This window comes from Plesiomonas sp. ISS29 (genome assembly GCF_056522795.1).
Window position 1 is genome coordinate 1,582,098 of sequence record NZ_JAWRZQ010000001.1, and the last position, 26,800, is coordinate 1,608,897.

The 26,800-nt window shown below is 50.0% G+C and carries 24 protein-coding genes; 22 read left to right on the forward strand and 2 right to left on the reverse strand.

Translation table 11 applies throughout. The features are described 5' to 3' along the window. Positions 1-27: 27 nt before the first annotated feature. Together iagB and AC1HDJ_RS07080 are read right to left on the reverse strand one after the other, a co-directional pair. Positions 28-465, reverse strand: a complete 438-nt coding sequence (gene iagB / locus AC1HDJ_RS07075; protein WP_479534557.1) for a type III secretion system invasion protein IagB — start codon at positions 463-465, stop codon at positions 28-30. Next, positions 462-1,358, reverse strand: coding sequence for a winged helix-turn-helix domain-containing protein (locus AC1HDJ_RS07080; protein ID WP_479534559.1), 897 nt, complete (start codon positions 1,356-1,358; stop codon positions 462-464). Before AC1HDJ_RS07080 ends, iagB begins: the two co-directional genes overlap by 4 nt. Positions 1,359-1,893: 535 nt before the next feature. On the opposite strand from AC1HDJ_RS07080, the gene AC1HDJ_RS07085 reads away from it, so the two are divergent. The 22 genes from AC1HDJ_RS07085 to AC1HDJ_RS07190 all read left to right on the forward strand — a co-directional run bounded on the left by AC1HDJ_RS07085 (position 1,894) and on the right by AC1HDJ_RS07190 (position 26,685). Continuing rightward, positions 1,894-3,174: an ADP-ribosyltransferase domain-containing protein gene (locus AC1HDJ_RS07085; protein WP_479534561.1), complete on the forward strand. Its 1,281-nt coding sequence runs from the start codon at positions 1,894-1,896 to the stop codon at positions 3,172-3,174. Positions 3,175-3,729: 555 nt separating this feature from the next. Then, positions 3,730-4,293, forward strand: coding sequence for a helix-turn-helix domain-containing protein (locus AC1HDJ_RS07090; protein WP_479534563.1), 564 nt, complete (start codon positions 3,730-3,732; stop codon positions 4,291-4,293). Continuing rightward, positions 4,290-6,032 carry a type III secretion system outer membrane ring subunit SctC gene (sctC, locus tag AC1HDJ_RS07095; protein WP_479534565.1) on the forward strand — a complete coding sequence of 581 codons (1,743 nt, stop codon included), beginning with the start codon at positions 4,290-4,292 and terminating at the stop codon, positions 6,030-6,032. Before AC1HDJ_RS07090 ends, sctC begins: the two co-directional genes overlap by 4 nt. Continuing rightward, on the forward strand, positions 6,022-7,185 hold the full coding sequence (sctW, locus tag AC1HDJ_RS07100; protein WP_479534567.1) for a type III secretion system gatekeeper subunit SctW: 1,164 nt from the start codon (positions 6,022-6,024) through the stop codon (positions 7,183-7,185). The genes sctC and sctW overlap by 11 nt, the downstream gene beginning before the upstream one ends. 16 nt (positions 7,186-7,201) lie before the next feature. Beyond that, positions 7,202-9,259: an EscV/YscV/HrcV family type III secretion system export apparatus protein gene (locus tag AC1HDJ_RS07105; RefSeq protein ID WP_479534569.1), complete on the forward strand. Its 2,058-nt coding sequence runs from the start codon at positions 7,202-7,204 to the stop codon at positions 9,257-9,259. Between the two features lie 11 nt (positions 9,260-9,270). Continuing rightward, positions 9,271-9,678, forward strand: a complete 408-nt coding sequence (gene spaK, locus AC1HDJ_RS07110; protein ID WP_479534571.1) for an SPI-1 type III secretion system chaperone SpaK — start codon at positions 9,271-9,273, stop codon at positions 9,676-9,678. Next, positions 9,675-10,967 (forward strand): type III secretion system ATPase SctN, encoded by a 1,293-nt coding sequence (gene sctN, locus AC1HDJ_RS07115; RefSeq protein WP_479534573.1) that lies wholly within the window; start codon positions 9,675-9,677, stop codon positions 10,965-10,967. Before spaK ends, sctN begins: the two co-directional genes overlap by 4 nt. Next, positions 10,951-11,400, forward strand: coding sequence for a hypothetical protein (locus tag AC1HDJ_RS07120; protein ID WP_479534575.1), 450 nt, complete (start codon positions 10,951-10,953; stop codon positions 11,398-11,400). Before sctN ends, AC1HDJ_RS07120 begins: the two co-directional genes overlap by 17 nt. A 191-nt stretch (positions 11,401-11,591) precedes the next feature. After that, complete coding sequence (locus AC1HDJ_RS07125; protein ID WP_479534577.1) at positions 11,592-12,281, forward strand: SpaN/EivJ family type III secretion system needle length determinant; 690 nt, start codon at positions 11,592-11,594, stop codon at positions 12,279-12,281. Next, entirely contained in the window at positions 12,278-13,192 is a 915-nt protein-coding gene (locus AC1HDJ_RS07130; RefSeq protein ID WP_479534579.1) for a YscQ/HrcQ family type III secretion apparatus protein, read from the forward strand. Before AC1HDJ_RS07125 ends, AC1HDJ_RS07130 begins: the two co-directional genes overlap by 4 nt. After that, positions 13,182-13,841 carry an EscR/YscR/HrcR family type III secretion system export apparatus protein gene (locus AC1HDJ_RS07135; RefSeq protein WP_479534581.1) on the forward strand — a complete coding sequence of 220 codons (660 nt, stop codon included), beginning with the start codon at positions 13,182-13,184 and terminating at the stop codon, positions 13,839-13,841. The genes AC1HDJ_RS07130 and AC1HDJ_RS07135 overlap by 11 nt, the downstream gene beginning before the upstream one ends. Positions 13,842-13,865: 24 nt before the next feature. Next, positions 13,866-14,126, forward strand: coding sequence for an EscS/YscS/HrcS family type III secretion system export apparatus protein (locus tag AC1HDJ_RS07140; protein ID WP_479534583.1), 261 nt, complete (start codon positions 13,866-13,868; stop codon positions 14,124-14,126). A gap of 3 nt (positions 14,127-14,129) precedes the next feature. Next, entirely contained in the window at positions 14,130-14,909 is a 780-nt protein-coding gene (sctT, locus tag AC1HDJ_RS07145) for a type III secretion system export apparatus subunit SctT (RefSeq protein ID WP_479534585.1), read from the forward strand. Position 14,910: 1 nt separating this feature from the next. Then, a complete protein-coding gene (locus tag AC1HDJ_RS07150; protein WP_479534587.1) occupies positions 14,911-15,942 on the forward strand; it encodes an EscU/YscU/HrcU family type III secretion system export apparatus switch protein in 1,032 nt (343 codons plus the stop codon). Between the two features lie 190 nt (positions 15,943-16,132). Next, entirely contained in the window at positions 16,133-16,645 is a 513-nt protein-coding gene (gene sicA, locus AC1HDJ_RS07155) for a type III secretion system translocator chaperone SicA (protein ID WP_479534589.1), read from the forward strand. After that, positions 16,642-18,390 (forward strand): type III secretion system translocon subunit SseC family protein, encoded by a 1,749-nt coding sequence (gene sctE / locus AC1HDJ_RS07160; RefSeq protein WP_479534591.1) that lies wholly within the window; start codon positions 16,642-16,644, stop codon positions 18,388-18,390. Before sicA ends, sctE begins: the two co-directional genes overlap by 4 nt. A 17-nt stretch (positions 18,391-18,407) precedes the next feature. Further along, a complete protein-coding gene (locus tag AC1HDJ_RS07165) occupies positions 18,408-19,658 on the forward strand; it encodes an IpaC/SipC family type III secretion system effector (protein WP_479534593.1) in 1,251 nt (416 codons plus the stop codon). 132 nt (positions 19,659-19,790) lie between these two features. Continuing rightward, on the forward strand, positions 19,791-20,810 hold the full coding sequence (sctA, locus tag AC1HDJ_RS07170; RefSeq protein WP_479534595.1) for a type III secretion system needle tip protein SctA: 1,020 nt from the start codon (positions 19,791-19,793) through the stop codon (positions 20,808-20,810). Between the two features lie 13 nt (positions 20,811-20,823). Further along, positions 20,824-23,877, forward strand: coding sequence for a hypothetical protein (locus AC1HDJ_RS07175; RefSeq protein ID WP_479534597.1), 3,054 nt, complete (start codon positions 20,824-20,826; stop codon positions 23,875-23,877). Beyond that, complete coding sequence (locus AC1HDJ_RS07180; RefSeq protein ID WP_479534599.1) at positions 23,877-24,131, forward strand: phosphopantetheine-binding protein; 255 nt, start codon at positions 23,877-23,879, stop codon at positions 24,129-24,131. Before AC1HDJ_RS07175 ends, AC1HDJ_RS07180 begins: the two co-directional genes overlap by 1 nt. 507 nt (positions 24,132-24,638) lie before the next feature. Further along, positions 24,639-26,351 (forward strand): inositol phosphate phosphatase SopB, encoded by a 1,713-nt coding sequence (locus tag AC1HDJ_RS07185; protein WP_479534601.1) that lies wholly within the window; start codon positions 24,639-24,641, stop codon positions 26,349-26,351. 7 nt (positions 26,352-26,358) lie between these two features. Continuing rightward, entirely contained in the window at positions 26,359-26,685 is a 327-nt protein-coding gene (locus tag AC1HDJ_RS07190; protein ID WP_479534603.1) for a type III secretion chaperone protein SigE, read from the forward strand. Positions 26,686-26,800 lie beyond the last annotated feature (115 nt).

Consider the following 26,800-nt stretch of genomic DNA (forward strand, 5'->3'; position numbering starts at 1 on the left):
ATTGCTATTGATAATTATTGATAGTTGTTATGGGGATCGTAGCTTTTGATAGCGTACCAATATCTGCTTGGCGTAACGCATACGCAGCGCTTGCCGTTCTGGTGCAGTGCCTGCGTTATAGGCTCCTACGGCTTCCCATGAGTAGCCGTAGCGGTTCATCATGTCGGCCAGAATTGAGGCGCCAACGATGACGGAAATACAGGGCTCATTGAGTAGTCGTTGCTCGCTGATTCCGAGTCGTGTGAGATGGGGCAGGTGCCCGGAGTTAATTTGCATCAAGCCAAGGTCACGGCTGCCATCCCGATTATGGCCGATGGCTTTGGGATTCAGTGCCGACTCTTGTTGGGCAATAGCCATCAGCAGTGATGGGTCTATCTTGAACATAGCCCCTGCGTGCTGCCAGCAATCGGCGCGCACAGTGCCGGCTAGCACCAATGCCAGCAATATGACCCACCGAGCCTTCATGCCATTGAGCCCTTTGAACACTGTAGGTCCGCAACAACGCCCTGGCTGGCTTGGCGCAGTAGCTGCTGGTTAGATGAGGTGAATTGTAGCTGAGCGTTACGGTCATCGAGATAGGTCAACGAGCTGTCAAATTTGATGGGCTCAGACTTGGACTGGCTATTCTGCTGCACGCCTGCCAGATGCTTGCTCAGCATGCCGGCCAACCACTGTTGTAACTGAGTCAACGACTGATCTGCTGTCAGCGTCAGGGTATCGTGATGCAACAAACGGTGCCTTTCGGCTTCAACAAGCTCTACCCTTACTTGCCAGCCGTCGTTATGGGGCTGGGTTTGTCCCGCCAGATAGTAATCAGGGCGCAAGTTATCTATTAAGGCAATGATCTGCATTGCATCGTGGCACTGGTGGGTGATAGCTGCGGGCAGGACCGCCAGCCTAGTATCGGTGTGGAGCGCCAACCCCTCGACCAAGGAGTCGTGCAGGCTGCTGCTATTGAGTGTCTCATGGGTACGAAACGGTAAGATTGCCAGCGTACTGTGATGGGTATGAGCGGTTTGCCGATTCATGTTGGTCACCGGACGACAGAAGCGGTAGCCCTTGCCATAGGTGGTCTCAATGTAACGGTTAGCCTTATTTTCCTGCAATATACGGCGAAGCGCGTAAATACAGCGTGTAAGTGACTCTTCGTTGACGTCTTGATTCGGCCATACTCGGTTGAGCAGCGCTTCTTTGGTGACTAGTTCACCGGCACTTTCAAGCAGGTTGATAAGTACCGCCAGCTCCTTTGGTGGCAGTTGTAGCTGTTGCTGTGGACTGATGAGTATTCCATCCGAATGCAAGATGAAATCCCCGAAGACAAACTGTCTGCAAGTGATAGCATTTATATGCATTGTCATTTATTGTTTCTCATTTGAGAGTTAAATTTATTTAGGGTGTGGTACTGATTGATATGTACGATTACACTTGTTGCGATTGATAGTACGCCGTCATGCTCAATAAATAAAAATGAAAAAACATGAATAAATTTAGAGTGTAGGTCTAAATTATTTTTTTTGTTTTTTATAATTCCTTGTCATTTTTCAAGTTGTATTCTTTCGATGCACTAAGCCATTTTTACGCGGTGATTAATTGTGGGGAATAAAGAATTTTTAAACCACTTAATCCATTTTTTCTAAAATATATCGCTAAAGATCAGTTTCTCAATGTTTTTTGAAAGTACTAATCATCTTTTAAAGTGATTGTTTATTGGCGACTCCTTGGGTATTAGCGGGGGCTGCACTAATTTTCATTTTTTTCACAAAATATGTTAAGAACAACGGAATCGATAACTAGGTTGATGTTCGAATCAATGAACGGTTCTTGAAATGCCATTAATGCTGGTTAAGGGCGTTTTTTAAAAGTTCTCCAAATTAAAATCTGGAATCATTACCTTTGTTATTAATATTTCAGGTGTTCGGCAATATTTACGCATTTAATATAAAGAGAAATAAAGTGCTAGTAAATTCTATAAGAAATCAACCCGTAGCATCTTTGGATGCTATGCAAAAAAAACGGTTAGAACTATACGAATTAAAGAAAAACCTTTCGAATAAGATCTCTGGTGTTAGAAATACCGTAACTGAAAAAAATAAAGCTATTGCTGCGTGTAAAAGTGCTACTGCAGGCAATAAAAAATTACTTAATACTCTTCAGTCTGTGTCAGAAAAATATGGTAAGAATGCTACCGTACGTTTGAAAAATAGTTATTTCAAAATAAGTCAGGGGAGCAGTTTTGTTAAAAATATGTTTTATGGTGGCCGTTATCAGGCTGAACGTAAAGCTGCAGTTAACAAGATAGGTGCTGAAGAGAGCTCCGTATCTGCCCGACAAGTGATAACAACATTACAGACAAGAATTAATAGTGACTTAGATAAGGTTGATGCATTAAAGAAAGATGTCCGCATACTGTCCGAGAAAATTAATGGATACAATAAAGGAATCGAGGATATAGATAGAAAAATACGCCCGTTACAGGAAATTATAACTAATGTGGAAAAAGCCGATAAAAAAAACCATAAGACTCGAGAAGATTTTTCCATGATCTATCAGAGCAATGCAGGATGTAAAGCACTCAATGTTGAGGCGCGTCATCAGTTTGGCAATGCTTCCATGGAGGGGCAAGTGAAAGGGAGTGAAGTTGTTGAAGAGTACCGCGATCGTCATGGCTATGAGATTTTTAGCCGAGGCAATAAAGAACTTGAATCAACGATTAAGATAAATTGTAGTAATCTTAGAGAACTCGTGAAAACGGGTGCCGAAGCATGGTACATCCCAACAGGAAAAAATATAACAACTCACCGCGGGCAAGGAATTACATTGAATGGGATTAATAAACTGTACTCGACATTTAAGAGAGATCTGGAAAATAAAACGGTAACGACGTATAGCCTTGGTCAATTCTTCTCTACATCCACATATAAAAATGTTGCCGAAGATTTTGCAAAACGTAGTCAGGACAAACTAAAAGTCATATTTCAGGTGAAAGGTAATAGTGGTAACCGATTATCCGTTCCAGGAGGTTTGTCGTTTGAAAATAAGGAGGGCGAAGTACTGTACTCTCCTCTGGCAAATTTCCAAGTTACAGCCGTATCCAAAGATCTATCGGGCATTTACCATATCAGCTTAAAAGAAGTCCCGAAGGTTAACGGAGCGGAGATTCTACCCTATCAATGAATAGGGTACGTTGGTTAACGTGCAAAATTTCTGCCATAAGACAGTGATTTAAATAGCTGTTATTAAATGAATAAATCATAGAACCACGGTGAAGTATTCAATTTACTCTCTTCCCTATTCCGCTCTAACTGACATGCAACATAAAAAGGGAGGCATTATGCCTCCCTTTTTCTTTCTCCTCTAAACCTCGCAGGCTGGCGCTCAAATACTTTAATTGACCTAATTTTTGGTAGCGGAAGAACTCTTTTGTGTCGAACTGTGAGTTATCCCATCAGATTTGCATCAGGATGTTACTGCTCTTGTCATCGATACTCAGAAACACATTTATACCAGCTAGGAAGGTATTGACTGATGACCGACAGCGATATGTTACAGCCACAAGTAAGGTTGTGCGCCGGCGAGAATCATAGCGTTATTGGCTTGGAGGCCTGGTTGCTGAGCACTCAGACAGGGGAGTCTATAACTCTGGATTTTGTGGTTCACGGCACTCACTCGTCGGTCACGATAGCTGCCGGTTGGCAGGGATTCCTACTTATAGATCGGGCAGAGGTGACGGTGCAATCGGATTGTCTCTTCTGGCCGGTCAGGGTGGATTGGCTGGTAAAGTTGCTGGCCTTTATTGATGATGCGAAAGAAGTCAATCAGCCTGCGGGCGAGTTTTGTTGGGCAATGTTGCCGCAGGCGTCGTTATCCATTGGCCAACAGCGGCGACATTACGAGTACTGGTTTTTGCAACAGGCGTTGAACCCGGTTCCCGAATTTGCACAGGCGCTGACCTTACTGCGTGGCACCGAAAGTTATTGGTTGGTTCGCTTTCTGCTGGCCCAGTCGGTATACGGTGATAAGTTGAAAGATCTGGGGGATCGCTACGGGGTCTCCAATTCTCACTTTCGGCGTTTATGCAGACAAGCTTTGGGGGGCACGGCCAAATCTGAATTGCGGGGCTGGCGAATGGCGCGATCGCTACTCGATGTGGTCGAGCGGGAGGGAACTCTGACTGAGGTTGCTCTCAAACACGGTTACTCCTCTTCATCCCATTTTTCTAATGAAATACGTCAGCTGCTCGGTGTGTCACCACGCGGCTTAACCAACATAATCATTCAACAGGCAAGCAAATGAATCGAAGAAACTTGTGCATCCTGCTGCTGAGTGCATCGCTATGGACGCACGTTGATGCTTTGGCTGCTCCCGGTGAGCTGGCGCGTAATAATGAAGACGCTGGTTATATCGCTAAAAAGGATAGCTTGCGCTCGTTTTTCGATGCGATTTCCTCGCGGTTGAACAAGCCGGTCATCGTGAGCAAGTTGGCTGCCCGCAAGCAGGTGAGTGGCGAATTCGGGCTAGGTGATCCGCAAGAGTTGTTGGCGCGGATTAGCCAGCAGTTGGGGTTGATTTGGTATCACGATGGTCAGGCTATCTATGTCTATGACGCCAGTGAAAGTCGCAATGCGGTAGTGTCGCTCAACAATGCCTCGCTCAATTCGTTCAATAACTTTCTGCGCAAGTCCGGACTCTACGATCGTCGCTATCCGCTGCGGGCACTGGACAGTAATAGAGTGTTTTATGTTTCCGGCCCACCTGTGTTTGTTGATCTGGTGGTTAATGCTGCGGCTATGCTCGACAAGCACAGTAACAATGTGAGTCTGGGCAAGCAACGAATTGGCGTGATCCGGCTCAACAATACTTTTGTTAGTGACCGCAGCTATGCCATGCGGGATCAGAAAATGGTGGTACCCGGCATCGGCACAGTGATCGAGCGGTTGCTGGCGGACGAAAGTGAGCCTTTGCAGCAACTGAAAGGGGAAGCACCGGCGATGCCAACCTTATCCTCTGACAATGGCCAGCCCTATCAGGCCGGGATCACTTTGCCTGAGGCGCTCAAGCAGGATGCCGCGGCTGGAAATATCAAAGTAATGGCCTATCCGGATACTAACAGTTTGCTGGTCAAAGGAACGGCGGAGCAGGTGCGTTTTATTGAAAACCTGGTCACTGAACTGGATGTGGCAAAGCGCCATGTAGAGTTGTCGCTCTGGATCATCGACATGAACAGGCAAGATCTGGATCAAATGGGAGTCAGCTGGAGTGGGCAAATAACGGTAGGTGATAGCCTTGGTGCTAGCATCAACCAGAATGGTTCAGTCAGTACTCTAGACGGTAACCGCTTTATTGCCTCGGTGATGGCGCTGGCGCAGAAGGATCGTGCAAATGTGGTTTCCCGTCCTGTGGTGCTGACTCAGGAGAATGTTCCAGCCCTATTCGATAACAGCCGTACTTTTTATGCTCGGCTGGTGGGTGAACGTAACGCAAGCCTAGAGCATGTCACTTACGGCACCATGGTGAGCGTGTTGCCGCGATTCTCCAGCAATGACGAGATCGAGATGGCGCTGAATATCGAAGATGGTCACGCAATTGACAGCTCAAGTAAGTCTGATGATACCCAAGACGTGCTTCCGCTAGTGGCACGCACTCTGATTAGCACTGTGGCCAGAGTACCGCAGGGAAAGAGCCTGCTGCTTGGTGGTTATACCGTTGATTCAAATGAGAAAAAAATAGGCAAGATTCCCTTGTTGGGGGATTTACCGCTAGTTGGCGGACTATTTCGCTATAACGTCGATAGCCAGACCAATAATGCCCGGGTATTTCTGATCCAGCCGCGCGAGATCAGCAGTCCACTCGAGCGTGATGCGGGTGGTTTAGTGGGCTCTATTACCAGCGAACAAGGTCTGAGCCCTGAGCCAACGCAACAGCAATTACGCAATGTCCTAGACAGCAACAACGGTAAATCGCCGGTAACCTCCTCTTCACCCGGTTATACGCAGCCGGATCGTCGGTTTGGGAACTCCTCTCGTGGAAATTAGTGCGGTTACTTCCCCGCGTTTGCCCAAGCAGCAAGCTAAGTCGGATGTCCGGCACGATACTCAGCGCCAGAGTGAAGCGCGTCAGAGTGAAGCGTTGCAGGCGGATGATCTCAATCCGGCCGCCGCAGTCGAAAAATTTGCGCAATCCACCGATGAGATGTCGGTAGCACTGACCCTGTTCCGCAACCGCCGTGACTACGAGAAGAAACTGGGTTTGGATTTGGCAGACAGTTTCGAGCGGGTTCTGGATGAGGATGTGCTACCGAAGGTACAACAGATCCTGAATATCGTGAAAGCACACGGTGCCAGAACTGAAGCTTTGCTCCAACAGTTGCGTTCCCTTTTCCCTGATGACAGCGATCTTGTGTTGGTGCTACGTGCGTTGTTGCGTCGTCGCAAGCTTGATGAGGTAGTACGCAAGCGGTTGCAGGATCTGCTTAAGCAGGTGGAGGATAGCAGCGAGCCACGTCAGCTCAAGGCGGGTATTAATTGTGCACTCAAGGCCCGTTTATTTGGCAAGGCGATGTCGTTGAGCCCTGGCTTGCTGCGGGCGAGTTATCGTGCCTTTCTGACAAGTGAAGAGCATGAGGTGGATCTCTACGCTGATTGGATCGGCAGTTACGGCTATGAGCGACGGGCACTCGTGCTCGATTTTATTGAAGGCTCGTTGATTGCTGATACAGACTCGATTGATGCCAGTTGTTCTAGGCTGGAGTTTGGCAACTTGCTAGGGCGTCTATCCCAGCTCAAGTTGCTGCGTTCCGCTGATAGCCTATTTGTCGGCACCTTGCTGGCGAGCCCCCTAGTCTGTGGCTTCAACCCCCGTGAAGAGAGTTGGTTGTTACTGCTGTTGTCGATGCTGCGCTATCCGCAGGAGCTGGATCAGCTATTGGCTGAAACGGTTGGCGAAAGTGCCCTGCTCAGATGCCACCGAGATCGTTCCGCGTTGCTCTTTTCCCTGTATAAGGCCAGCAAAAGCTTGCCATTGGCACTGTTTATTGATGAGAGCTGGTTTGAGCTGGTGTTGGATGCTTTGCGCGAGATGGCAGGTATTGCCTATCAACACGAACTCTTAGAGGGGCGACGTGAGCTGGGATTAGCTCAGCCAAAAGCGGATGACAGCCTGTTACAACCTTTCGATTTTCATCAATAACATGGAATAACTGCCGGTGTTTAACTCATTTTTGAACGGTGTGCGCTCGCGACCCGAACTGCTTATTTTAATGTTGATGGTGATGATCATTGCGATGCTGATTATCCCATTGCCCACTGTTTTGGTCGACTTTTTGATCGGTCTTAATATCGTGCTGTCGGTCTTGGTTTTCATGGCCTCCTTCTATATCGATCGGATTCTCAGTTTTTCGACCTTTCCTTCGGTGTTACTGATCACCACCTTGTTCCGGCTGGCGCTATCTATTAGCACCAGTCGGCTGATCTTGATTGAAGCGGATGCGGGGGAAATCATCGCCACCTTCGGTCAGTTCGTTATCGGAGACAGTCTGGCGGTAGGTTTTGTTGTTTTCTCTATCGTGACCATCGTGCAGTTTATCGTGATCACCAAGGGCTCGGAGCGGGTAGCAGAAGTTGCCGCTCGCTTCTCTCTGGATGGCATGCCCGGCAAACAGATGAGCATTGATGCTGATCTCAAGGCTGGCATCATAAATGCGGACGGTGCCCGCGAACGGCGCAGTATTCTGGAACGGGAAAGTCAGCTTTACGGCTCTTTTGATGGTGCGATGAAGTTCATCAAGGGGGATGCCATTGCAGGCATCATCATCATCTTTGTTAATTTCATCGGCGGGATTTCGGTCGGTATGTCCCAGCATGGCATGGACCTTTCCACCGCGCTATCTACCTACACCATGCTCACCATTGGTGATGGTTTAGTGGCTCAGATCCCAGCACTGCTGATTTCCATCAGTGCTGGTTTGATTGTCACCCGGGTTAATGGCGACAGTGACAACATGGGGCGCAACATAATGACCCAGTTGTTAGGAAATCCCTTTGTGCTACTGGTGACCGCGGGTATGGCAGTAGCGTTCGGCATGCTGCCCGGCTTTCCTCTGCCGGTATTTCTGATTCTGGCGTGTGCCCTAAGCGGGCTCTTTTACCTTAGACACCGCGAAAGTCAGCGTATAGCAACAGGGCAGTCGACCGGTTCTGCTAGCCATGCCAGCGAGGACGGGACCGAACAGAGCAGCGGCTTGGGTCTTATCGGTGATCTGGACAAGGTCGCCGCCGAAACCGTGCCCCTGATCCTGCTGTTGCCAGCGTCACGACGGGCGGCGCTAGAGCAGGTACAACTTGCCGAGCGGTTGCGTAGTCAGTTTTTTATCGACTACGGCGTGCGCCTGCCGCAGCTTTTACTGCGTGACAGCGCACAAATGGCCGACAACCGAGTTGCGATATTGATCAACGAAATTCGCGCAGAAGAGTTTGAACTTCACTTCGATTTGATACGGGTCGTCAACTACAACGAGGAAGTGGAAGTGATGGGTTTGCAGCCGGTTTTTAGCATGCAGGGTAGCAGTCTCTGCGCCTGGGTGAAACCGTCCGAGGGGGAGAAACTGGCCAGCCTCGGTTACCAGTTGCGACCGGCCCAAGACGAGCTCTATCAGACCTTAGCCGCCTTACTAGCTCGTCATGTGCAGGAGTTTTTTGGGGTGCAGGAGACCAAGAACATGCTGGATCAGCTAGAGAATAAGTATCCCGACCTGCTGAAAGAGGTGCTACGCCATGCCACGGTGCAGCGCATATCCGAAGTGGTACAGAGACTGTTGGCCGAGCGCATCTCGGTACGCAATATGAAGCTGGTGATGGAGTCTCTGGCGCAGTGGGCGCCACGGGAGAAAGATGTGCTCAATCTGGTGGAGCACCTGCGTGGATCTTTGGCTCGCTATATCTGCCACCGGTTTTCTGTTGACGGTGAATTGCGGGTGGTGATGCTCTCTGCTGAGCTAGAGGAGATGATCCGTAAAGGCATTCGCCAGACCTCAACGGGGGCTTTTCTAAATCTAGAGCCGGCAGTATCGGATGAAGTGATGGACCGCTTTTCGCTAGGGCTTGAGGGGTTAAACATTGCTCATAAGGACATTGTGTTGCTCACATCAGTAGATGTACGCCGCTTTATCAAAAAATTGATCGAAACCCGCTTCCGTGATCTGGAGGTGTTGTCGTTCGGTGAGATTGCCGACAGTGTGTCTGTCAACGTCATTACAACCATCTGAGGATTTAATCCATGTATGTACCCGATATCAGCTTACTGGTTCAGGATGCACTCAAACTCTGTGGCTGTGACCCCTCTCTGATCGGAGAGCTGGATAGTCACTCCACTATTGAGCTGGATCTGCGTGATATGCCCAGCATCTACGTCACGTTGCAGAATGATGAGGTGTGGCTCTGGTCACGGTTAGCTGAATACAACGAAATGGCGCTGGGCCAGCGTGCGGGAGATATTTTGTTCGCACTGATTCGTGGCTGTGACTACGCACGAGGCGGCCAGTTGCAACTGGCAGAGGCCGATGGATTTCTCGAATTGAAGGCGATGGTGCATCCGGATCATCTAATGGATGCTGAGCGTTTTTCCGAGGCCTTGAACGGTTACTTCGACGATCTGGAGCAATTTAGCGAGTCGCTGCTGCGATGAGAGCGCAACGACTATTGCGTCGGCTGGCTTATCCGCAGCGGCTATCCGGCCCAATCCTAGAGGCAGCGTTGCCCGATGTGGTGATTGGCGAACTGTGTGAAATCCATCGTAGTTGGCAGAAGCGTGAAGTCGTCGCACGTGCCCAGGTTGTCGGCTTTCAGGGTGAGCGTGCGGTGCTCAGCCTGATCGGTAATGGCCGCGGTCTGTCACGGGAGGTGGTCTTGCAGCCAACCGGTTGTTCTCTTTCTGCCTGGGTCGGCGATGCCTGCCTCGGTTCAGTATTGGATCCAACAGGTCAGGTCGTGGAGCGCTTTTCCCCGGTCAGCGGCCCTGCGGGGGAGATGCGGATGATAGATGCCGATCCGCCCTCCTATTCGGCAAGAGAGGGGATTCGCGACCCGCTGGAAACCGGTGTGCGTGCCATTGACGGCCTGCTGACCTGCGGCGTTGGCCAGCGGATCGGCATCTTCGCATCCGCAGGGTGCGGTAAAACTATGCTGATGCACATGCTGACAGAGCATGGGAATGCGGATGTCTTCGTGATAGGGCTGATTGGCGAGCGGGGACGTGAAGTGACCGAGTTTGCCGAAGTGCTGCGCAACTCCACCAAGCGCGATCGCTGCGTGCTGGTATTTGCCACCTCGGATTTCCCTTCGGTGGATCGTTGCAACGCGGCGTTGCTGGCGACCACGGTGGCTGAGTATTTCCGCGATCAAGGCAAAAGGGTGGTGCTATTTGTCGACTCCATGACCCGTTATGCCCGCGCCTTGCGCGATGTGGCGCTTGCCGCAGGCGAGCCTCCGGCCCGCCGTGGTTATCCGGCCTCGGTGTTCGACAGCCTACCCAGATTGCTGGAACGGCCGGGAGCTGCGATCGGCGGCGGCAGTATAACCGCCTTTTACACCGTCTTGCTGGAGGGGGATGACGAACCCGATCCGCTGGCGGACGAGATCCGCTCGATTCTAGATGGTCACATCTACCTGAACCGCAAACTAGCAGGACAAGGGCACTATCCGGCGATTGATGTGCTTAAAAGTGCCAGCCGGGTGGCAGGTCAGGTTACCACTGCGGAGCAGCAGCAACGAGCAGCAGGTATTCGCACTCTTATGACGCGTCTGGAAGAGTTGCAACTTTTTATTGATCTTGGTGAATACCGGCCGGGGGAGAATGCTGACAACGACAGGGTTATGCGTCTACGGGCTCCGCTCATCAGTTGGTTGCGTCAACCGATTACTGAATTTACCCCCTTTGATGACACCCAGCTGAGTATGAATGAATTACTCCGCTAGCATTCGAGCCCTGCTGCAGCGCTGTGCTATCGGTCAGCAGCGTTGTGAGGCTGAGCTGGCCAAGCTGGCGCACCGTGACCGCGTGTTGCAAAAGGAACAGGAAGCACTGCATGAGCAGCGCGAAGGGCTGCAGCAGTTAATTCTGGTTCAGCGCCCAGCTGGCCACATGGCCAGTGCCGAACTGTTTGCTTTGCAGCGCAAGCAGGCGGTGCTGCGGCGTCAGCAACTCAACCTCTCGTTGCAGCTGGGTGAGCTGGTGGTGCAGCGGGAAGAGGTTATGCAGTTACGAACAGAGCAGCAGGAGCGGCATGCCCACTGGTTGCGCAAGGAAGATAAATACCAACGCTGGGCCAAATCCGAAGCAAGACGCAACAGGTTGCGCATGCAGGCAAGGGATGAGGCTGAACTTGAAGAGAGGATGAAATGGAAGTAATGAACCCGGTGATCCCTGTGGCACCCCCTGCTGCGATAACCACTGCTGATGGCGTTTCTGGCGTGGTGGAGGAGTTTACCCGCGCCTTGGAACCGTTGAAAAAAAAGCCGCGGCAGGATGAGGAGCCTCTGGACGGATCTATGTTGCTAGTACATCCCCTGATCCCCCGACAACTCTCGCAGCTGAACGGAGTGTCCCGTCACCTTCTGACGAGCCGTGCCAACGGGCTGGCGGCTGAGGCCACCAGCCGGATTGTGCAAGGGGATCTGTTTGAGCGTCTACAAGGCGCTGTGTTGCTAATACAGAATGAAAAGGGAGATGCCGCTACGCGCTCGCTTGAGCTGGCCGCTCTGCAGCCGTTGCTCTCTGCGTCGGAAAGTACTGCACAGAAGACAGCGCAGCAGATGCAGGAGAAGGCGGTGCTGTCGCTTGCCGTTATGCGTTCGGATGAAACGGCCGAACGGATAGCGAGTAGTAAGGGGCGTTCATTGGCTGACGTAGGGGCGGCGCAGTCGCTCGTCTTTCTGCAAGGCGGCGCTAGGGCTGAACCGATGCGATCACCTGTGGCCACCGAGTCAGCCCTCCCGCAGCGGATGACACAGTACAGCGCGGCTCCCGAGTTGCAGCAGAGCTCACCGAGTAGCAGTGCTAATAGTGATCTGGTCTACCGCTTTCAGCGCTGGGGGGGGGATCACGCCGTGATGATCCAGCCGCAAATGGGGGGCGGTTTGCAGTTGAGTTCGTCCGATGCGCTGGTTCATCAACGGCTCGATGAACATTGGCTCGCTGGCAACCCACAACAGTGGCAGCTTTCCCGTGATGGCGATGAGCAGCAACAGCGCAATACGCCTGCCCACCAAGACGAGGATGAGGAGGCATGATGCTGAAGCTGCGACGCATTGATAGCAGGCAGCGAGCGCTGGAAAGTACCGCCAAGCGTTGGCGCGCCAGTGGGCTGGATGTTGAGCTGATTCCCCCCAAGCGGGAGGGAGTCTGGGTCTCTGTTACCGCGAGCGAGGCAGGATGGTCTGGCTGGCTGCAACCCACTAGCTGGTTGGCACAAGTAGCCCCGCAATGGGCGGGGCTGGCCAGTTCGGTCAGGACTGATCAACTGGCTGCCCAGTGGCTGGCGGCAACAGAGCAACCGCTGACCCTGCCGCTGGCAGAGCTGACAACCTCCCGCCTACACGTGGGCATGCCAGTGGGGAGTGAGTCCCTTCCATCTAATCCCTTGCTGCGGTTGATGACCGCAGAGGGGCCACTCTGGTTGGCACAGGTGCCTGCATCTGGACCGGCTCGTCTCGCATTGCCGGCCGTGCGCTGGCCACTGCGTTGGGTGAAAGGGGAGAGTCTGGTTCGCGCAAAGACATTACGTCAAGTCGGACCGGGTGATGTGTTGCTTATTTGCGATCAGCTGGCCGAGGTGCGTTGTCACCAGATGCGGCTGGCACATTTTCATACTTATGATGAGGGGATGATGATGACATGGAATGAAGAACAGGAGTATGTAGATCAGGAGTACTCAGCTCAGGAGAATGCCGAGTTGCCGACTCAGGATTTAGGTCAGTTACCGGTGCGACTAGAGTTTGTTTTGCACCAACGCATGCTCTCACTGGACGAGCTGCAAATGCTGGCCGCCGGGGGCTTGCTACAGTTGCCTGCTGGGGCTGAACAGCGGGTAGAGGTGCGCGCCAACGGGGTCTTGCTCGGGCGTGGCGAACTGGTGCAGATAGAAGATGCGCTGGGTGTGGAGATCGCCGAGTGGTTAGGTGGAACCACTGATGTCAAATGATATATCGATGATCGCGGTGCTGGCGTTCTCGACGCTGCTACCGTTCCTGATCGCCTCTGGTACCTGTTTTATCAAGTTCTCTATCGTGTTTGTGATGGTGCGTAATGCGCTGGGTCTGCAGCAGGTGCCCTCAAACATGACGCTCAATGGCATAGCCCTGATACTGTCTATGTACGTGATGCAACCTGTGATGCAGGAAGCCTATAGCTACTACAAGCAGGAGCAGGTGAGCTTTAGCAATGCCGAAGCGGTCACCGAATTTGTCGAAAATGGGCTGGAGAGTTATCGCGGTTACTTGGGCAAGTATTCCGAGCCCGATCTGGTGGCATTCTTTGAACAGGTACAGCGTCAGCGTGAGGAGCGTGAGAATGGTATTGCCGAGAAAAATGAGCGTCCATCCCTATTTTCCCTGCTGCCTGCCTATGCCCTCAGTGAGATCAAAAGTGCCTTCAAGATAGGCTTTTATCTCTACCTGCCTTTCGTGGTGGTGGACCTAGTAATCTCCAGCATTTTGCTGGCACTGGGGATGATGATGATGAGCCCAGTTACCATTTCGGTGCCGATCAAACTGGTGCTTTTTGTGGCGCTAGATGGCTGGAGTTTGCTCTCCAAGGGGATGGTTCTGCAATATCTGGAGCTGGTCAGCTAATGCCTGCAGCAAGAGGAATGAGTGATGAATGATCTGGTGTTTGCAGGCAACAAGGCGATGTATCTGGTGCTGCAGATGGCAGCCTGGCCCATTATAGTTGCCACCGTGATCGGGCTGTTGGTGGGTCTGTTCCAAACAGTGACCCAGTTGCAGGAGCAGACTCTGCCGTTTGGTATCAAGTTGTTTGGCGTTAGCGCCTGCCTGTTTTTGCTGTCGGGTTGGTATGGCGAGACACTTTTGTTGTTTGGTCGTGAAGTCATGCGGCTGGCACTGGCACCGGGGTGACAGATGCCATTTGCCCTCTTTTTTGATCTCCACGGCTGGATCGGTTCGGCTGCGCTGGCGTTTGCCAGAGTCGCCCCAATCTTTTTCATCCTGCCCTTTCTCAATAGCAGCGTACTGTCCGGTGTGGCACGTATTTCAGTCACTATGCTGGTGGCTGTGGCGTTGTGGCCTCATGCCTCGGCAGTATTGCCTCCCTTCGATACGTTTAACTATCTTGCGCTGATTGCTAGCGAGGTGATAGTGGGGTTGCTGCTGGGGTGCTTGCTGGCATGGCCGTTCTGGGTATTTCACGCGCTGGGTTGCATCATCGATAACCAGCGCGGTGCCACCCTCAGTAGCAGTATTGACCCAGCTAACGGGGTCGATACTTCCGAGCTGGCCAACTTTTTTAACCTGTTTGCCAGCGTAGTCTATCTTCAAGCCGGCGGGCTTGAACTGATGCTAGAGGTACTTACCACCAGTTATCAGTTGTGTGATCCGCTGGGTGGGTGCAGGCCGCCGCTAGACCCGGTACTGGGGCTGCTCAACCAGATCATCAGTAAGGCGATTGTGCTGGCCAGCCCCGTGGTAGCGGCGCTGCTGCTTTCCGAAATGGTGCTAGGGTTGCTCTCTCGTTTTGCCCCGCAAATGAACGCCTTTGCCGTGTCGTTAACGGTGAAAAGTGGCGTCGCGATAGCGATCTTGCTGCTCTATTTCTCCCCTATATTGCCGGATGTGGTCTTGCAATTGTCATTGCAGCCCGACACCTTGCCGCGCTGGTTAGGTGTGATGAAGGAGCTTTGAGATGTCGAATAAGACCGAACAACCCACCCAGAAACGGTTACAGGATGCGGCCAAGAAAGGGCAATCGTTCAAGAGCCGCGATCTGATTGTCGCCTGTCTGATGCTGTGCGGGGTGGCCTATGTGCTCTCGTTCGGTTCGCTGGTGGAGTTGATGGGGGTGTTTCGTCAGGCCATCGCGGGTGGCTTTAATCAAGATTTGCGTGGCTATGCCCACGGCGTGTTGTGGTTAGGGCTGACCTTAATGCTGCCCATCCTGTTGCTTTGTATTGTTGCATCGGTGCTGCCGACTCTGCTGCAGAGCGGATTCGTGCTGGCCAGCGAAGCATTGAAATTCAACTTGTCGGCCCTCAACCCTGTTAATGGTTTCAAAAAACTGTTTAGCCTGAGGACAGTGAAAGATGCAATCAAGGCGGTGCTCTATTTGGGGTGTTTTGTGGTGGCACTGCTGGTGGTTTGGAATAACCACAAGGGGCTGCTGTTTGCCCAGTTGTATGGTTCACCGCTTGATGTCGCGGTGATTTGGCGAGAACTGCTGATGTCGCTGGTGCTAACTTGCCTAGGCTGCATCGTCATAGTGCTGCTGTTAGATGCCATCGCCGAATACTTCCTGTTCATGAAAGATATGAAGATGGAGAAGCACGAAGTTAAACGGGAGAACAAGGAGCAGGATGGTAACCCTGAAATGAAGTCCCGTCGCCGTGAATTACATATGGAGATCCTCTCCGAGCAGGTGAAATCTGACATCGAAAACTCTCGCTTGATCATCGCTAACCCAACTCACATCACGGTGGGTATCTACTTCAAACCAGAAATCTTACCAATCCCTTTTATCTCAGTGCTAGAGACCAACCAGCGAGCTCTGGCCGTGCGGAGATATGCCGAAAAAGTGGGGGTGCCGGTGGTGCGGGATATCGCCCTAGCTCGCCGTATTTACCGCAGTCACCGTCGTTACTCGTTTGTTGATTTGCAAGAGGTGGATGAAGTGCTGCGCTTGCTGGTCTGGTTGGAACAAGTGGAACAAGCGGGAGTATGAGTTTGGCGCTCACCATTAGCGGGGATCAGTAGCAGTAAACGTGAGCTGTGTAATGAATGATGAGTGTAATGAGCGATTTGTGAATGCTTAGCAGCGGCAGCTGCGGTTGAATAACAACATTGGAGAAGGGCAACCTTCTTCGCATCAAGCCAGCTCTGCCGGGGTGGTGAGAGTGACTAGGAGATGTTTGATGAGCCCTCAAGACAATGTCAACGAAGAGCAAGTTGCGGAGATGATTTGGGCAGCGGTAAACGAAGGGGCAACCCTGAAAGATGTGCATGGCATTCCACAGGAGATGATGGAGGGGCTGTACGCGCATGCTTACGATTTTTACAACAAAGGACGACTTGACGAAGCTGAAACATTTTTCCGCTTTCTTTGCATTTACGACTTCTACAATCCTGATTACATCATGGGCCTTGCCGCCGTATACCAGCTTAAGAAGCAATTTCAAAAGGCTGCTGATCTGTATGCGGTTGCCTTTGCTCTTGGCAAAAATGACTATCGGCCGGTGCTGTTTACCGGACAGTGTCAATTGCTGATGCGCAAAGCTAACCAAGCTCGCCAATGTTTCGAGCTGGTATGCAAGCAGAGCGGGGATGAAGAGCTGCGTGCCAAGGCACAAGCTTATCTGGATTCGTTATCGCAGGAAAACGCCAAGTCACCTGAGCAGCAAAATGAGCAGCAAAAGGAGTCAGTATGAGTCAAATCACAGGAACTGGTGCACGAAGACCTCTTGATCTTGCCACGTTATTGCAAGGAGGGGAGCAGGTTAGCGGAAACTTTGTCAAAGCCGCACAAACCTCTGCAGAAGCCTTGTTTGCTTTGCAGGCAGCACAAGGAGATGGCGTTGCCAAATCGGACGGAGGGTTGGCAACACCGAGCCTGACCCCTCCCACTCCTCGGGCAGAGCAAACATTGGACAATGGTGGCCAGTTAACGCTGTTGTTGGGCCAATTACTTGGTTTGTTGGGTGATGTGTCGCTTAACCAGTTCGCCAGTCGTATTGCCACCTGGCAAGCGATGATGGCATCACAGGTAGCGATGGGGCTGCAGTTATCCAGTGAATTAGAAGAGGCCATTGCCGAAGCCGAAGCAGCTACCGAGGCCTATAAGCAGGCTATTGGCGAATTGGGCAGCGCCACTGCAGCACTTAAAGCCGCCGAGAGCAAGCTGGCCGAGGCGCAGGCCAAACTGGCGCAGCTTTCGCCAGATGATCCGGGTTACGCCAATGCTCAGGCTGAGTGTCAGCAGGCTGAGGCCGAAGTGTCCAGTGCGCAGACACGAGTGAACCAAGCCGAGCAGAAAGCGAAAGCCGCCCATGCCAATGCCACAGATAAGATGGCCAAAGCTGATGCACTGTTGAGCCAGACTCAGCAGTTATCTAGTACCAACCAGAGCGTGAGTCAGCAGCAGGAAAGTCACCTGAGTAATGTGGCGCAGTTGACTATGCTGATGGCGATGTTTGTGGAGCTAGTAGGCAAGAATAACGAAGAGAGCCTCAAGAGTGATATGGCGCTCTTTCAGACGATGCAAGTGGGTCGTCAAGCTGAAATGGAAAAGAAATCTGCCGAATATCAGGAAGAGGTTCGCAAAGCAGAAGAACTTAACCGCACCATGGGGTGTATTGGCAAGATTCTAGGCGCTTTGGTGACCGTGGTCAGCTTGGCTGCTGCTGCCTTCACGGGTGGCGCTAGTCTGGCGGTGGCTGCGGTGGGGCTCGCTTTGATGGCGACAGATCAAGTGGTCAAGGCGACCACCGGAGTCTCTTTTATCGAAGAAGCACTCAAACCGTTAATGGAGAACATCCTTAAACCACTGATGGATATGATTGGTAAAGCTATCTCCAGCGCATTGCAAAGTTTTGGTGTCGATAAGCAGCAGGCTGAGATGATCGGCGCCATCGTGGGGGCGGTACTGGCAGCGATCGCGATGGTGGCCATTATAGTGGCGGTAGCTGTGGTTGGTAAGAGTGCGGCGAGTAAGTTGGGCGGAGCTCTCAGCAAAACTTTTCAAAATCTCATCAAAAAAATCGCACCAGATCTGCTCAAGAATATGGCCAAGAATACGACCAAGAATACCATCAAAAATACCAGTAAAGATTTGATGGAGGAGGGGGTCGAACGTCTTGGCAAGAAGGCTATGGCCAAGGAAATGATCAGCAATACCCTCAATAAAGTGGTGATTGGAGGGCAGATTGTTCAGTCAGGCACTCAGGCTGGCGGTAGTGTGGCACAAGGTGTATTTCTCAAGAATGCCAGCGATGCTATGGCTGATTTTACTTTGGCACAGGCCGAGATGACCCAGATTCAATTGTGGTTGCAGCAAGCGGTGGAGGCTTTTGCTAGCACCCAGAAAATCACGCAACAACTGATGGTCGCCATGTCCACCGCTCAGCAACAAAGTGATGAAGCAGGTCGCTTCGTATTGCGCCATAGCCGCGCCTAATTTTAAGGATAATAAATATGGAAATTCTTGCTAGTGCACGCCAGCCTCGTCTTGCTATGTTGGATTTGCAAGCAGATCCCGCTATTACCGGTCAAAAAGAGGTTATTTCTGCAGATCAGCTCGATGCAATTTTGCGTCTGGTAGCAGGTGAAGGCGGTAAAACTCAGGCTACCTCGCGGCAAAATAAACCCGAACTTACAGCCCCCCGTGGTCTGTTAACGCCACAAGATACAGGCGTATTGGGTAGCTGGTTGGAAAGTTTGCGTCTTGATAGCACGTTTTCCGGTAGTGTCGATACCCTTTATAGTCAAGTGGAGCAAGCTGCAACGAAAGAGCTATCTCTGCGTAGTGACGAACAGCATGATTCTGGCTTCGATATCAGTGGCTATTCCAACCGAATGACCGCTCTGTTGGTTCAAGCCATCGTACTGATGTCATCTTTGCGTACCGCCGATACTGAGCTGAGCACTAAGTTGTCACTGGTGGCATTCGATGCAGTGGAATTTGCTGCTGCCGCGATGGTACGCGAAGGGATGGCTGCACTCTCCTCATCGATATCCGGTGCAGCATTCCAGTTTGCGGTGACAGGGATTGGCGCTAAAACGAGTCTTAATGGCTTGAAAGAGCAGAGTAATGCCCTGAAGTTAAACGGCATGAAAGTAAACAATACGACCAAGGAGCTCGGGGGCATGCAGGATGCACTCAAGCGGCCCAATGTGGCATCTATGGGCCCGAAAGCAGACAGCCTGAATAAGGTAGATCTTAAACCGAATGCGCAGGTCAAACCGGGTACAGCGGGAACGGATAGCGTGGATAATCTGCGTCCGGCAGTGGCCAATCCGGTCTCTGGCGAGACGTCGGTGTATGATCTGTCGCCTAGCAATAAGCAGCTTTCGAAAGAGCATACCGCTGCGTTGGGTAGTCCTAGTAACGGGCTTTCAGCTCAGCAAATGGATGAGTCAATAGCACTGGAAAGAAACAAACTCTCTGGTCAAGGCACGTTCGCGGTCGGCCAGGCGATTCAGAATAGTTCCGCTGCAGTGAATTCGATGGCGATGGCTGGCGGTACGTTTGCTGCTTCACTGGAGCGTTCGGATCAACAGATTAGTCAAGCCAGCAGCAGAGTGGCGGATAATGCTTCCCAAGAAACTCGTGAAAGCAGTCGTAAATCCGACACCATCATTCAGGAGCTGATCCGGATGGTCGATGCGGTTAACCAATCAAGAAGTGCGGCAATGGGCGCGATTGCCGGCAATATTCGAGCCTAACTCTTTGCTCTGACGGAAAGTATCTATCCCATACCGCCTGGCTTTGTCAGGCGGATTTTCTGTTCGGAATTCAAGTAAAGAGAGCCTGCTGTGCCTTGCGGGGCTCTTTTGGCAACCTTTTTTGGAGACATTATGACAACCACCGTGACCACACCGCTTTCCTTTCAGCCTGTCCGGCTACCTAGCGAAACAGCAAGTCAAGCCACTGAGTCTAAGCAGGTGGCCGACTTCTCAGAGTTACCCCTGCATTCGGTATTTGCCGATGAGCAACGCCTACTGGGAGCTCAGGCCAAGATCAAACAGATACAAGCTGCTCAGGGCGAGATCAAACAGCAGGAATCCAGCTTGGCTGAGAGGATCGCTACTGGCAATCCGGCCACTCCTAAGTTAGATACCTTCCTGCAGGATCTTCGCGACGATCGCAAGATCAATGTCAATTCTCTGTCACGTGAGTTGCAGGGCCTCTCTGCGATTAAACTGCCGTTAGCAGACACTTCCCGCTTGGCGTTGCAGCAGGGATTGCAGGCATTTCCACAGGCTCGTACCAGTCCTGAGGAAGGGATGGAGGGGTCTAAAATGATCTCCGATAGCGATCTGTGGGATCAGATTGCCGAAGATATAGGCGATATCAATGACAACTATCTGGGGGTCTATGAGGATGTTGTCGCTCTTTATACCGAATTTTATCAGGCTTTTAGTGAAATACTGAGCCAGATGGGCGGCTGGATCACTCCAGGTTCTGATGGTAACTCGGTGACTTTCAACTCTGCAGCATTGAAGGTGGCTTTAGAGAAATTAATGGCTGATTTTGAGGATAAGCCACTGTTTTCAGGGACACCTGAAGAGGCAAAGGCGTGGGCAGAAGAGTTGGGATTACCTGAGAGTTGTGTGGTGGGCGGTGATGTATTCATTGATATGAGCCCGATCCAGAACATGATTGATAACCTGCCACCGAGTGGAGAGATAAACAACGCTGCCTTTCAGGCCTGGCAATCTGGTTTCAAAGCGCAAGAAGAGAACCTGAAAAATACCCTGCAAACCCTGACCCAGAAATACAGCAATGCCAACTCGCTGTTTGACAATCTGGTCAAGGTATTGAGTAGCACCATCAGCAGTTGTACTGAAACGTGCAAATCCTTCTTACAGGGCTAAAGAGGAGATCAGTATGCCAGGTAGTATTACACCACGTGTATCCCCTAGTTTGGTAAGAAGCGCAAGTCACAGCATGGTTCCTTTGACTCCTTTGGCTAGTCAGGTTAAGGGCTGCAGGAATGGAATCTCTGCCACAGAACCACGGCTTGCCCATCGTTCGGATGCGGGTGACCTGATGGTCAACTTCAGCATTATCCATGCAAGGGAGGCCAGAGATGCACTATTTGCCAACGGGGCTGACGCACAAGGGGCTTCCGCACTTTTTTTAAAGTCGGGTAACCGCTATGCAAAGGAGGAGATTACCCAGTTTGCCAAGGTTTATCACCAACTCAAACAGCAGAAGCTGTCGCCGGAGGATAGCAAGCAGCTAGATACTCTGGCGGAAAAATATGTCAAGAAAATGGTCAATGACGGGCTAGGCAGCAAATCCGGTTTTGGCCCTTGGGCGCAAAAAACGAATAAATGTTATCAGCAACGGAGCAAGCTGGAAAATTCATTAGCTGAAATTGCCAAAAAGGTGTGTGGCGATGAATATAACCGTTTGGCTGATACCCTGTTACCAGAGGTGACCCAGTTTATCCTCTCCTCGATTGAGACAGAGCTAGGTAGACCCCTAGAAGAGGGCTCGTTCAAGACAGTAATGGATTTGATCGATAATAGAGCCAAACAAGCTTGGGAAAGTCTGCGAGGTTATCGTACGGAACTACTGCAAGGGCAAGGGGCTGGGGTTGGTAAGCTATCTCGGGATCTCGACACCGTCGCTATCTTGCCCGAGTTGTTGCGCAAGCTGTTGCCTGCGATCGCCGAACAGCTGAAACAGGATGGATCACAACCCGATCCCGGTATCAATCCGCGGCCGTCAGATAAGCCAGCACAGCCATCAGATGATGATGCAAAGCAACCACAACCTTCCCGTTCTGCTGCAGACCCTAACCATCCAGGGATAACGATCAGCTACGGGGATACGCATAATCACTATGATCACAGTGTTAAGTCTTATGATCACAGTGTTAAGTCTTATGATAACAGTGATCATCGCCACTACAACTTTCCTGCCGGTGCAGGTCAGCCTAGGTCAGTAAGTACTGCAGCGGAGGCTAACGCGTGGGGTGGCCTAGATCGTGGTGCAGCCGATGAAATGGTGAATCAGACTTCAGCATTAAAATATGTGCTGGAGAATGTGCGAGTTGTTGATTTTAAAACGGAAGTTGCCAGATCAGAGCCGACTCATCGGTTGCAGCCTGAAATCGCTAGCCTCAAAGGTTCTAATAAAGATAATTTAAACGATGCTGCCCGCCAAGTGGCCAGTGCGTTAACCGAATTGATTGAAACAGCTAAACCCTCTGCTGGAGCAACATCTGCAAGTCGATCCTCCTTGGTAACAGAAACTGTTACGGATAGTGGCTTTCCTGATTTAGCTTTTTCCTCCAAATTAAATACCGAATCCTTACACTCTAAGGTTCTTAGCCATAAAAATGGCTTAAACGATGCTGCCCGCCAAGTGGCTAGTGCGTTAACCGAATTGATTGAAACAGCTAAACCCTCTGCTGGAGCAACATCTGCAAGTCGATCGTCCTTGGTAATAGAAACTGTTACGGATAGTGGCTCCCCTGATTTAGCCTTGTCCTCCAAACTAAATACCGAATCTTTACAGCCCCCCAATATTAACGGGAACTTGAATACCGGAGCTAATAAGCCAACTCGGAATGAGAGTTTTGCCAGGCAGGTAGACTGGGATCGGTTGCGTTTAAAAGGCCAACTGCAAACGTTGCTGAATGAAAATGTTCTGAGGAGCAGTGATTTCCAATATGGCGATAAGGCAGCTTGGGAGCTGATACATGTTGCACGGGGTGTGCTTACCTCAGCCCCAACCCTACCTGTTACACAGCGGACAGCCTATGATCGTTGGTTGAATCAGATATTGCCAAACAAGACAACTGACCAAGCTAACTTGCCGTTAGGACAGGATCAGTTATCCAGGTTGTCCGAGTTATTAAAGCACCCTGATATTGCTCAGCTTCGACCTAGACTGGAATCGTTTGTGAAGCAGATGCTTCGCGTAACTAATCTGGAAGCATACTCTGAGCGTCCAGTGATCCGCGCATTACTCGATGGGTTGGATGTGGGCACAGAGAAGGCAGTTGCCACCCCGGTAGCTGAACGGCAACTAGCAACAGCACAAGCCTTAAACGATGCCGCCCGCCAAGTGGCCAGTGCGTTAACGGGGTTGATTGAAACAGCCAAACCCTCAGCAGTCGCTACATCTGCAAGTCGTCCCACCGAGATTACATCAACTACCACTAAGAGCACCTTATCGGATTTGGCTGCGCCCTCCGCTCAAAAGTCATTGAACGGAAAACTGGGGGATGAGTTGTCAATCGGTCCTGCCAGTCAGCAACCAGCGGTTGTCTTGAAAGATGGCGCTTCGGCTTCGGTCACTGTGGGATCAAAAATAAAGGATACTGTGCCACACCAATCGGTGAAGAAACAAGAAAGCGTACCCACCAACGCTCGGTCAGATTGGTCAGGATTGCGGTTCGAAAGTGTATTGCCAAGCCGCTTGAACGGGACAACCTTGCGTGATCAGGCTAGCGCGCAGCGCGAACTTTTGCGTGGCTTGCGTATGCTTATGCAACCCGGGGCAGGCGTTCCTTTAGCTATGCGCCGAGCGTTCGAAGCCTTGCGTGATAACGTGCTACCAAACAATCCGTTAGTATGCGCCGACCATTTGAAACGTCTGGAAACTGATGATGACACTGCCGGCTATCAACCATTGGGTGAGTTGAGTAAGCTAATGAAGGATGAACACTTTGGTTTCCAGTCGCAACGAGCACAAGCCGTACAGTTTGCTAGCAGACTAATCAGAAATACGGATCTGTTAAAAGGGAAACCCCACGCAATGATCAACCAGTTGTTAGAAGGGATAGGGATCACGAGTGACAAAGCCAAACGTTTACAAATGTCCTCAGTAGCTCCGCAGAACAGCAGGGTGGTATTGACCGAGCTTGGCGCTTTAACGCGCGATTTGCTCACAAGACCGCTTGAAAAAAACAAAGGAACACGTTGATGCAGCCTACCCTTGAGCAAAAAGTGATTACTGTGCTGCAGTGCAGTCTTATGATAGATGATCGTCCGGTAACACTCGATTCTCTATTGGTTGATTTGAGTGTTGATTCATTGGCACTGTTCGATATGATATTGATTCTAGGGGATGTGTTTGAAATTGATATAGAGATAGACTATCTGGTGGGGGTTCACACTGTCGCGGATCTGTGTCAGATGTTGTATCGTCATCTGCCCCAAACCTCTGCAGAGGTTTAAATCCATTTTTGTGGTTGTGGCCACTGATTAGATTTGCCTATTAGCCTCTAAATCTCAGTTCTGAATAGTGAATTACTTGAAAAAGAGAACTCAGTCCAATTTGTGCTATCTGATTAGTCACCAAATAAAAAAGTGTATAGGAGCTGGAGAAATACTCGGTTGTTAAACCGTAAGACAGTTTTAATTTCAGATAACTGCGTATAATTACCACAATACTCATACGAATCCAGCCATAATTGGTTCGTATGAGTATTTCAATAGATATTAATGAATATACATTGCAATAAATCTATCTCTATTTTTATCGTTTAAAATAAAACTTAGAACACATAATTTTTATAAAGGATGTTTTTAATGCAAGTCTTTAGCAAGCGCTAAGCCTATTCTATCAGTCAACCAGTAGTTTGTATGATTATCACAGATTGAATGCGTGAGCGTTTTTTGATATTTTTTTTACGGTCATAAACAATAGAATCCCCCATCTTCCTTTAAAATATGCGGGTTACAATGGTTGATTCTATTAAATTTAATAATTTTAGCAGCAGAGCATTTTTTTTACCTGACAGTAGTACGGATAAAAAAAATAAAAATATTATCGCCTTAAACTTCAGCAGCATCAGATCAGATAGAGGTATATCGCCCTCAAAATCTGAAGTTTTGTTTACTGGAAAAGAAAAACGCTTTGACGTAGATGTCAAAAGCAAAATTGAGCAAAATGGGGGTAAGGCGTACTCTATAGGTGATATTATTAACTTTAAAAATCAAGTTATTGACATTGCTAGGATGGCTCTTGGCAACACCAACCCTGCTTTAAACCAAATTAATAATACAATCAAACTCCCTGACATCACAGCGGTGAATTGCGACATGCCGGCGTTGCACAAAGACGTTTATATGGCAAAGCAAATGGAAAATATTGTTATTGACCATCTTGCCTATGATTTAAAAAACAGCAATAACCTCTCTATGAGTGAGGCTCGTCCGGTAGCGGCTGAGATTTATAAAAAAGCTCGCGTCGACTATCTCAATAACCGCCCGTGGACGACGATTGAAAAAAAATTCGTCCAAAACAACAATGAGTATATCAGCCTGCAGCGGCCAGCAGCAGAAATGAAAAAAGGCGATCATGATATTTTCCCTACCTCTTATAACGGTAAGGGGGTCAACTGTTGGGATACAAGTAATACACGACATGCCAGTAATCTCTGGAGCTCAACGGTAAGCGTAAAAACTGAGGATGGTAAGGAAAAAAAGCTGTTTAGCGGTATACGCCATGGTGTGCTTTCCCCTATGGGGATAAAAGACCCGCAGGAGCGACATGTTGGGGCGGTGAACAGAGCAAAAGAGGTTGTTAGTGCTGCGCTTTTTAGCAAACCTGCTCTTCTTGAGCGTGCTTTAAGTGGAGAAGTCGTGCCTCTTCGGTTGGTATCAACATCGCTACTCACTCCGACAGGTTTATTCGGCGGAGAAGATATCATGCTTCGCGATCAAATCCAGGCCTGGCAGGCATTGAATAAATCAGGCTCGCCGCTTGAGCTGGATATAAAAGATACCAGTGGTAACCTGTGTAAGGTTCAAATTTTCTTTGAAGCGGCGGCCTTCAATTTTGGGGTCAATGAGCTGTCACTTAAATTTGGCCTTGGCAATAAAACATCAGATAGCTATAACCATCCGGCCTTACAACAATTATTAGGTAAAGATTTAAAGCCAGGATCCGAACCCGGTGGCTGGGTTGGGGAGTATTTGTCAAAAAATCCGAGTAATGCATGGCTGGTAAAAGAGCTTAGCCATCAAATTAAAACGATATGGAAAAATAAATCACATCATCATGATAACGGAGAGCCTTACAAACTCGCTCAACGAGTGACCATGCTGGCTAATGAAATTAACAGCGTTCCTTGCTGGAATTGTAAAAGCGGTAAAGATCGTACCGGTATGTTGGATGTGGAAATAAAGCGGGAAGCGATCTCTTTACATCAGAGTAATTCTCTCAGTAAACCGGGCAGCTCTCTCGATCAAAACGGAAAATGGTTGCTTAAACAAGTACTCCTTAACTCTGGTAATCTTGAAGTTCAGGCCCAAAATACCGGTTTAGCAGGAAATAAAGTTATTAAGGACGTAGGTATACCATTGATGAACTTATCTTATAACACAGGTCGTATCGGCGATAATAAGGCCTGGGAGCGGTCCAAGTACATGTCTGAATTTGTCGTTTCATAGGGTTGCTATGTATTCTTTACTTTCACGTTTATATGAAACACTTGGATTGGATTATCCTGAAGACGACGCGATGCTGGTCGTGGACGATGACCTACACATCTATTTTAACGAGTCATCAGAAGGACTTGAAATGTCGTGTCCTTTTTTGCCGTTGCCACAGGATACGGCAATTCTGCAACGCGCTTTACAGCTGAGCTATTCCGGTCCAGTTATTTTTGGCACAGATGCCGACAATACCACACTGATTGCAGCGACCCGTCTTCCTGCTGATAGCATGGACGATTCTCTTGTCGCAGGAATGGAGCTGCTTATTCATAGCGTCAGGCAGTTTTAGTTGACCATTACAGAGCCGCCAACACAATCGTCATGTTAATTAAGATGGCAAAGTAAAAATCACCATGTTTAGTGATGATATGATAATTGATAACAAAACGCTAAAAACTGAGTCT

Bases quoted from the DNA above. Each gene is read 5' to 3' on its own strand.
- iagB (WP_479534557.1), bottom strand. From the start codon at position 465: ATGAAGGCTCGGTGGGTCATATTGCTGGCATTGGTGCTAGCCGGCACT.
- AC1HDJ_RS07080 (WP_479534559.1), bottom strand. From the start codon at position 1,358: ATGACAATGCATATAAATGCTATCACTTGCAGACAGTTTGTCTTCGGG.
- sctC (WP_479534565.1), top strand. From the start codon at position 4,290: ATGAATCGAAGAAACTTGTGCATCCTGCTGCTGAGTGCATCGCTATGG.
- spaK (WP_479534571.1), top strand. From the start codon at position 9,271: ATGTATGTACCCGATATCAGCTTACTGGTTCAGGATGCACTCAAACTC.
- sctN (WP_479534573.1), top strand. From the start codon at position 9,675: ATGAGAGCGCAACGACTATTGCGTCGGCTGGCTTATCCGCAGCGGCTA.
- AC1HDJ_RS07120 (WP_479534575.1), top strand. From the start codon at position 10,951: ATGAATTACTCCGCTAGCATTCGAGCCCTGCTGCAGCGCTGTGCTATC.
- AC1HDJ_RS07130 (WP_479534579.1), top strand. From the start codon at position 12,278: ATGATGCTGAAGCTGCGACGCATTGATAGCAGGCAGCGAGCGCTGGAA.
- AC1HDJ_RS07135 (WP_479534581.1), top strand. From the start codon at position 13,182: ATGTCAAATGATATATCGATGATCGCGGTGCTGGCGTTCTCGACGCTG.
- AC1HDJ_RS07140 (WP_479534583.1), top strand. From the start codon at position 13,866: ATGAATGATCTGGTGTTTGCAGGCAACAAGGCGATGTATCTGGTGCTG.
- sctT (WP_479534585.1), top strand. From the start codon at position 14,130: ATGCCATTTGCCCTCTTTTTTGATCTCCACGGCTGGATCGGTTCGGCT.
- AC1HDJ_RS07150 (WP_479534587.1), top strand. From the start codon at position 14,911: ATGTCGAATAAGACCGAACAACCCACCCAGAAACGGTTACAGGATGCG.
- sicA (WP_479534589.1), top strand. From the start codon at position 16,133: ATGAGCCCTCAAGACAATGTCAACGAAGAGCAAGTTGCGGAGATGATT.
- sctE (WP_479534591.1), top strand. From the start codon at position 16,642: ATGAGTCAAATCACAGGAACTGGTGCACGAAGACCTCTTGATCTTGCC.
- AC1HDJ_RS07165 (WP_479534593.1), top strand. From the start codon at position 18,408: ATGGAAATTCTTGCTAGTGCACGCCAGCCTCGTCTTGCTATGTTGGAT.
- sctA (WP_479534595.1), top strand. From the start codon at position 19,791: ATGACAACCACCGTGACCACACCGCTTTCCTTTCAGCCTGTCCGGCTA.
- AC1HDJ_RS07175 (WP_479534597.1), top strand. From the start codon at position 20,824: ATGCCAGGTAGTATTACACCACGTGTATCCCCTAGTTTGGTAAGAAGC.
- AC1HDJ_RS07180 (WP_479534599.1), top strand. From the start codon at position 23,877: ATGCAGCCTACCCTTGAGCAAAAAGTGATTACTGTGCTGCAGTGCAGT.
- AC1HDJ_RS07185 (WP_479534601.1), top strand. From the start codon at position 24,639: ATGGTTGATTCTATTAAATTTAATAATTTTAGCAGCAGAGCATTTTTT.
- AC1HDJ_RS07190 (WP_479534603.1), top strand. From the start codon at position 26,359: ATGTATTCTTTACTTTCACGTTTATATGAAACACTTGGATTGGATTAT.